Origin of the sequence: Nonomuraea maritima (assembly GCF_900100395.1) — a bacterium.
GTDB classification, from domain to species: Bacteria; Actinomycetota; Actinomycetes; order Streptosporangiales; family Streptosporangiaceae; genus Nonomuraea; species Nonomuraea maritima.
Window position 1 is genome coordinate 1 of sequence record NZ_FNFB01000061.1, and the last position, 7,703, is coordinate 7,703.

The following is a 7,703-nucleotide window of genomic DNA, read 5'->3' on the forward strand; positions in this document are numbered from 1 at the left end:
TGGACCCCATGGCACCGGCACGTCACCATCGCCATGCTCGCGCTGGCGTTTCTGACCGTCATGCGCGCCGCCCTGCCCACCGGCGCCGATGCAGCCGGAGACGAGGGAAAAGACCACTTGCTCCTGGAGGCGCCGGCAGGGTGAGACTCGTGCGGCTCTCACTGGCCGAGATCCGCCGCGTCCTGGCCCGGTTACTCATCCCAGCGGCCAACGCCATCGATCACGTCCTGGCTTGGTCACACTTCCGGCGGCTTCATCAGACACGTGCTCTGATCAGCCACTACCGGCGACGCGGTGACCCATTCCCAGCGGACCTACGAATGTAGTACCTGTTCCGTTCTCTGCTTCGATACCCATCAGGGCGAAGCCAGGCTCTCCCTTCGCGCACTTCAGCCTGACCCCTTCCAAGAGTTCGCCGACGCGGCTCGCGAGGGACAAGAGTTCCACGGAACCGTAACCAAGCTCGTCCCGTTCGGAGTCTTCGTCAGAGTCGTAGAAGACATCGAGGGTCTGGTGCCCTTGAATGAGCTCATCCCCATGCCTGTCGAGACTCCCGAACAGGACGTTCAGGTCGGCGACCGCGTCAAGGTGACCATCATCAGCCTGGATCGCGATGCCCGCCGATTGCTCCTCTCCCGCAAGAAGGCTGGTTCTGATCCCCTATCGCCTTGATGGCATCTGGACGGGGCATACGTGCAGACAGGTGCCCGCTATCCGGTGGGCCGGGGCTGAGGAACGAAGTCCCGGACCTTCGATCGCCCCCAGCCAGCTACGATGCTCAGCCATGCTGTGGCGATCGTAGGGCGGCATCTGTGCGGCGGTGCGGCAACCCCGGCCGGTGCGTTCGGTCGGTACGGCGGGGGCGGCGCGCGGTGCCCGGCCCGGCGTCCCGCCGCCGTTCGGGACCGGCCCCCAGGCCGCACGCCCGGACGGCGGGCGGGTGGAGGGCCGGGGGTACGGCGGCGCGCCGCGCCGCCGCTTGATAGCTATTAGACCAATTCGGCAACGCCAATCCGTCGATACCGTCAACTTGCGAGCCAGACTGCCTTCCTTCACATCCGTACTATGTCGGCCCTCGAAGGAGCATCGAAGAGATTGTTTAGTCGAGCTGCCCAGGAGAACCGTCCGAGCAAGGAGTTGAGACACCCATCTGCTTCCCAGCGACTGGTCCATAGAACGTACTTCCTCTGAAATCAATGTGATCCCCAGAGTAGGCATGGATGGCTCTCCCATCGCTAGGTGATTCCAACGTGGCCACAATCACCTCATAAGAGGGACGCAACGCACCGGCTTCCGCATAGCTAACCCTCGCCTTCACTAGGGATGACCTCAAAGCAAGTCTCGTCGGGAAACAAGCTGCCAACTTTCCCAGACTCGCGAGAGCCTCAGCCGTACATCTACGCGCGATAGCATTCGCTACACCATCTCGCCATTTGGCTGCTTCCGAATCCGATCGACCCCAACTAGCTCCCGACTCAAGGACTAGGTCGTCTTGCGGGTAGAGCGAATTAAGCCACAGATAAAGACTCTCTAGCTGGTTAACTGTCAGCGACGCTTCAAGACGTTGCTTGACATCGCTCGCGGCACACGCTTCCGACAGCTCACGCCCAAAATCTGGATTAGAGAGTACGAGAGCCTTAACGCGCTCCCATCCCTTTGACGCATCCGACCACAACAGGACACGTGCGACCAGAACAGCTAGGCTCCAGTTTGAAAGCCGATTGGCATTCACGTAGCCGAGAACATCCTCCGCCGCCGCGCTGACAAACATGCTGCCATTGTTGGCAAGGACGCCGAGGAGATCTGACAGTACACGAACCGTTGCTGTGCGAGCTTCAGGCGTATTAGGCAGTTCTAGAAGGTCGCCGACTTCATGACTGTGACAGCAACTACATCTAAGCTCAGCACTCTCGCCGATGAGAGCGCTCGAAAGCAAGGCTCTGTTCAGATCACACGCGAGACACTCTAATGTTACAAAAAGCTCGGCTGACCACGAGGGATTCAATAGCTGCAGATCCCAGGTAGGCTCTCCTCGAGCGGCCTCGCCTCGAATCTGCCTATCCGCATCGCGCGCAAATTCTTTCGGAGCCTTTAGCGCCGCTTCTTTCAACAAGGCGTTCTTTATACCGTTGCCCGCTTCACCAGGGCTGGATAGACGAATATCAAGGACCGCGGCTGTCCATTTCGCCCACACTCTCGGCGAGAGCTTCTCAATTTTACCTTCGCGAAATAGAAGACTCAGTGCGAGATAGCCAGCCCAGGCACGCCTGTCCAAAATTGGCTGACCCAACCAGGCACTTCCGTGATCGTTTTCATGCTCCAAATAATACAGGGCACTGGCAACAATATCGGCACGATCCCCGGAATCAAAGACAGCGGCTCCAGGCCATGACAGGAAATCATCATCGAAATGCTCCCTGCCTTCGCCTGTCTTTGGATCAACCTGCAGGTGATATAGCAGGCGCCAGAAACTCTCAGTGTTTCCCTCTTTCGCCTGTTGAAGCTTGTTGCGCAGGCCGAGGACAAAGCTAGCCGACTCCGGCCACTCCAGGCGTCGACTAGTTTCATAGTTCCTTCGCCACGCCTTTGCTAGATCACCATTTATATCTATTCCACTATAGAACCACTGGATGTGCGGCCACGCCGGATTCTGCTGGTGATTGTATGCGAGCTCAAAGAGATGCCGATCTTCCCCATTGAACAAATACGATGCAACGAGCCCATAGAGGTCAGCCACCTCAACTTCCCCAGCATCTGCAGCAGCATTGGCCTGGTTAAGCGCCCATTCAAAATCAGATGAGTCTGCTAGAGTTGAGCGTCCCGACACCTCGGAGCTTGAAGTTCTCCACGAAAACTTTGGATCTCTCGTCCACTCATTGACTATTAGCCAAGCCATGTGACGCTTGTGTTCTCCGAGGCCAGCACTGGCTCGAACGAGAGCATCCATTAAGGCGCGCCGAAGCGAGGTGCTCTTTTCCCGCGCCAGGCCCGCTTCAGAAGTCTCATCTAGCGCCCTCGGCATATGCATCCGCTCGTACTGCCGAAGCCGACGTACAATTATGTCCGCCATCAACGACATGCATTTATCAGCATTTGGCGCCATCAGCGCGCGATTGATAATCGAGTCCAAAAGCTGCTCCGCAGAGTTTCCACGCGAGAACATTTCAGTGTCAACACGTGCGCTGCGGCGCCGCTGCACTTCCTCCAGTTCACCGGTGGCGGAAACTCTTGCAGCCCTCGAGATTGGCTCGACCTCATATACGTCACGCAGCCAGCGCAGAACCTCGTAGATATCACTATCAGAACAAGAGTCAGCCATCGTACGAAGGAAGCGTGAGTACACTCCTATCATCTTCTCGTTCTGCGGAAAGGTTATCCAGTCGAGGAGGCTGTTTACATCGACGTAATCCGGCCAGAGCAGGGACAGAGCAGTCCCACGCAATTCATCGTTCGGATCAGCAGCCGCCGCATATTCGACATCATCCAGCTCGGCCAGAAGCTGCCGGAGCGACGTAGCACATATGTCCGGCGCGCTAGCGAAGGCCGCAGTCATTGCCAATCTTCGCTCAGGATAAGGCCACCTATTGTCCTGTACGATATCAAGCAGCAGCGTGCTCAATTCAGGGTCAGGACATTCTTGGGCAAGGCGTAGGGCGACACGAACACGAGCATACTGATCCCAGTCAGCAACCACATCGCCAGGATCTACCTCAAGGACAGCGGCCAGTTGACGTGGCAAGCTGGGATGCCCAAGATTCCAATGTCTATAATACCAAGAAACATCACCGAGCTCGACATCTCCTGCCCGCTCCAGCATCCGAGAAACAATCAACTCGCGGATTTGGTCGGATTGAACTAGAGCGCTATGAACAGCAAGGCTCTCGGCATCTGCCGAGGCGAGCCACGAGGCATGATCTGGATCAAGCGCGACTAACCACGCTGCAGTCTCGCGCAGGGGTGTAGGGATGATGTAGTTCTCATCATCTGGAGTTTTGATTAGAAACAGCGAGGCGAGACGGTTTTCATCTACCTTGCGCCTTACAATATAGTCGGCGGCAAGGAACGCCGAGATTGAAGAGTGCCTGAACAGTACGCGCGAGTCGCCATAGGTAGTGAAGAGCCCGGTGCGCAGCACTTCTTTGACTATATTTTCTGTCACAGCAAACGACTGCCCCGGGGCCGTCTCCTCGTACCCTCCAGCTATCGTGGCCAGATCTAAATCGAGATCATGCTTTCTGCTGACGCTTATTGGACCCAACCACAAGGTACGTCTCCCAGCGAGCAGCATACGTGCAGCAATACGCCCGGCAACTATGAGATGCTGTGCAGGGGATGCAGTCGTTGCTACAGTACGTGCAACGCTATGTTCCTGGACTAGAAGCCTTGTTCCTTCTTCAAAAAGCTCACGAGGCGTGCCAGTCAAGGTGCCGTTATCTTTATACAGGGCAACCAGCAGCCCCAAAGTCAGCGGAACACTTGCCAATGCGCCAGCCTGCGCAGCGATGGCTGCTGCAATCAGGCTCTCTCCGTCGACGTCTGCGCTGTTAGCGAGTTGGACTGCGTCTGTCCGAGCTAGCGGCGCAAGATCCGCTAATGGACAGGCGCCAAAATGCTTGCTCAAGATATCAGTCATATGAGGCGGATAGTCAGCCGTTCGACATGCAATCAGGAGCCGAAGGCTTGCTGGGTCTCGCCCTTTGAGCGAGCGATTCAACCGTTCCGGCAGTAGCCGCGATATCGGGCTTTCGTCCAGTTGGTCTATTACAACCGTTAGGCGACCGGCTCGCGCCGGCGCCGCCTCCTGCGCGTCTGAAGCTGCAGTCCGCGGGCCGCCTAATTGGCCAGCCAACGCCGCGAGGAAACGACCAAGAAACTCCTCATAAGAATACTCAGTCAAATCGTAACCGTTGACCCAGAGGTGATGATCTTCCGCATAGGGTCCAACATCGTCAGCGAGCGGAAGTTCATGGATCAATTGGCGCAAGACGGTGGTTTTCCCGCCTCCTGGTTCGCCCAGGAGAACCATAGCCCCTGCCTCCACTGCCTCATCAGGGGTTAGCAGGCCTGATGCTGACACCCCGGACCTTGCCGTGAAGAGGGTCCACCCGTCAGCCAAGAAACCATCTGAGTCCAGAGGAAAAACGTCTCCCTTGGGGTCAGCCTTTTCCCGAAGCCGAAGCAGTCGAGGAACTGTAATGCCGAAAACGTCGCCCATTTTTGCGAACCCCTAAAGCACCATGACGACCTCGAAAGCGTTGCAGTACTATTCCTTCTTACCTATTACCGGTCCGTAGAAGGTACTGCCTCGGAAGTCGATATGGTCTCTAGGAGGTGGTTGTTCATTCGCTCGCGCGATCGCCGCTATAGAGTCCACGGTTCGGCCAGTATCGCGCGGAATCAAATCAGCAATGATCGCGCTAACTGCCGCAGCTGCGTTAGCAGCGGCAAGTTGCTGAGACCCAGAGGCATCAGCGGCGCTCTTCCCGTCATCGGCCATGTCGCTAATGCCTCGCACTATAAGGGTGTGCAACCCACCAGCTATGTGCGCAGCTTTTGCGACGCCGGCGCTTTCCATCTCAACGGCTGCCGCGTCGTTATAGGTCGTTCTCAGGAGGTGCGCGGTGGATCCGTGAGCAGCCGCCAGCACGGTCTCACCGGATGCTATAGGTTTATAGTGCACTTTAGGGGTTCTCGATGACGCCTGTTGTGCGCGTATTTCTGGCGGGAGTCGGTCCATCCATCGTTCGTCGCACAGAGCCGCGCTGGCGGCCTGTTCGAGCCAGTGAGACGCATCCCACGCCGCTGGGCGAGCAAACCTCCCCTCGCCTGTCTCCTTTGCGCCCTGGTAGTCATAAACCTTGGTAGCGACTACTACGTCACCGAGCTGGATGTCCTCCTTGAGGGATCCAGCAACTCCTGCAAAGAATAGCGCTTCTGGCTTGAACATCGCGTGCGCGCGCTCAGTGATAACAGCGGCAGAGTTGTTACCCGCTCCTGTTCTAGCCAGGGCTACCTGCCACGGCGTGTCAGGTAGCACCCCTAGTTCGAATCGAGTCCCGGAAGGATGGTCTTCTCTCTGTACATCCTCTAGGTGGGAGCGCATTGCCTGGTACTCCAGAGGCAGTGCTGTTAGCACGACGACAACCCCATCCCTGGCTGGCATATCCATCCCTCATCCTAGATCCGCCGACGTGTGTCCATCCTAGCCTTGGCGGCCACCTACCGGCGCGTATTACGCAACGACCGCAGCTGCTCGAGTGACGATCCTTGTCACAATCCGCATTCGGTACGCTACCCTCCGTGACCCTGCGCGCGGTTGGCGCGCGTCAATCTCCAAAATGTGTCCGTGCGTAGATAAGCATCTGCCATCCAAGGAGAAGAATCGCTATCGCTTCGAGCACGGAGGCCAAAATCAACAAGCCGATAGGTTCCGGAGATAGCCAGTATCCCACGAGTGCGGCAAACGGTATTAGACAGAAGCAGGTCAAGTCGATCCCGCACTGAAATATCTTCCGCGATTTCCTTCGCTCGTCCGCTTGATGGAACTTCTCCCATGCGAACAGATCCGTCTCGGAGGCTTCTGCAGAAACTGAATCGGCTAACCGTGACGTCAAGCTCCCGCTAACGTAGCGCCCTATCGCTGAAATCTTCTCGTCATTCGCCAGATAGGTCCACCCAAGGATTAGACATATCACTGGTAGAACGAGAAGCGCTGAAGCAATACGAAACTGCATGCCTGCTATTAGCGCCGTGACCACTGCTCCAAGCGTTACATATAGCAAGTTGTCACGGAATCCGATCCTCGCTTTCTGCTCATCTTTCAGAGCCTGATATTCAGCCAGAAGCAACTGGGCCTTCGACATCTCTGGCGTCGATGACATTTGTCCCCTCATGCGTTCCAAGTAATCGGCTGCGGCTGTTCACGCACTCTGATTGTCCTGCCTGCGACATGCTTGCACCATATAGCGCAGTATGCAAGCATCTGCGTGCTACTAGCCACATTTGGGTGAATTGCTCTACAGGCGGACGACACCGCATCCGGCGAGACAGCACAAAAGTGGCCTAAGCGCCGATCCTGTCGACGAACCGCGGAAGCCTGTGGAAGAAGACTCGGGTGCCGATACCCATGCCAGGCCGATAGTTGTGAACCTCGCTTAGCTGGAGTGCCCTCTGGTGCCTCGCAGATGTAACGCTTTTTAGAAGCCGTACAGCGCCGACAGCCCTAACGCCGCAGCGTTGCCTGTAGCTGCCCCAGACATGGACTAGTCGTAGGTCAGGTCCACTCTGGCAATGGACTGAGGCAGAGGTACCGGGGGGCCTGTCCAGTAGACGGTGTAACTCAGCGTGACTTGTTTTAGCGGGTGGTGGGGGTCAGGCGGCCTTCGAAGGTGACGGCGAAGGCGTTCAATGCTGCTTTCCAGCGGGTGATCCAGCGTTTGCGGCCCTTGCCGGTCGGGTCGAGGCTCATGATCGCCATATAGACGCACTTGAGCGCGGCCTGCTCGTTGGGGAAGTGCCCGCGGGCCTTGACCGCCCGCCGGATCCGGGCGTTGACCGACTCGATCGCGTTGGTCGAGCAGATCACCCGGCGGATCTCGGTGTCGAAGCCGAGGAAGGGCACGAACTCCGCCCAGGAGTCCTCCCACAGCTTCACGATCGCCGGATACCGGCCGCCCCAGACCTCGGCGAACTCCATGAATCGT

General features: G+C 57.4%; 5 protein-coding genes and 1 pseudogene. 2 read left to right on the forward strand and 4 right to left on the reverse strand.

Annotated features, from left to right (window positions below):
• Positions 1 to 144, forward strand: a pseudogene (locus tag BLR04_RS42970) (IS701 family transposase); the annotation flags it as partial.
• Between the two features lie 150 nt (positions 145 to 294).
• Positions 295 to 672 (forward strand): S1 RNA-binding domain-containing protein, encoded by a 378-nt coding sequence (locus tag BLR04_RS39100; RefSeq protein WP_090774214.1) that lies wholly within the window; start codon positions 295 to 297, stop codon positions 670 to 672.
• Positions 673 to 1,099: 427 nt separating this feature from the next.
• On the opposite strand, the gene BLR04_RS40300 is transcribed toward BLR04_RS39100, so the two are convergent.
• The 4 genes from BLR04_RS40300 to BLR04_RS39115 form a co-directional block, all read right to left on the reverse strand.
• Positions 1,100 to 4,621 (reverse strand): NACHT domain-containing protein, encoded by a 3,522-nt coding sequence (locus BLR04_RS40300; RefSeq protein ID WP_218129348.1) that lies wholly within the window; start codon positions 4,619 to 4,621, stop codon positions 1,100 to 1,102.
• A 642-nt stretch (positions 4,622 to 5,263) separates the two neighbouring features.
• Positions 5,264 to 6,169, reverse strand: a complete 906-nt coding sequence (locus BLR04_RS39105) for a 5'-methylthioadenosine/S-adenosylhomocysteine nucleosidase (protein ID WP_218129349.1) — start codon at positions 6,167 to 6,169, stop codon at positions 5,264 to 5,266.
• A 157-nt stretch (positions 6,170 to 6,326) separates the two neighbouring features.
• Positions 6,327 to 6,863: a hypothetical protein gene (locus BLR04_RS39110; RefSeq protein WP_218129350.1), complete on the reverse strand. Its 537-nt coding sequence runs from the start codon at positions 6,861 to 6,863 to the stop codon at positions 6,327 to 6,329.
• Between the two features lie 491 nt (positions 6,864 to 7,354).
• Positions 7,355 to 7,703, reverse strand: a 349-nt coding sequence (locus BLR04_RS39115) for a transposase (RefSeq protein ID WP_176903565.1), incomplete at its 5' end; no start/stop codon positions are given.

Excerpts from the sequence above, each read along its gene's own strand:
- BLR04_RS39105 (WP_218129349.1), bottom strand. The coding sequence starts at position 6,169 with ATGGATATGCCAGCCAGGGATGGGGTTGTCGTCGTGCTAACAGCACTG.
- BLR04_RS39110 (WP_218129350.1), bottom strand. The coding sequence starts at position 6,863 with ATGTCGAAGGCCCAGTTGCTTCTGGCTGAATATCAGGCTCTGAAAGAT.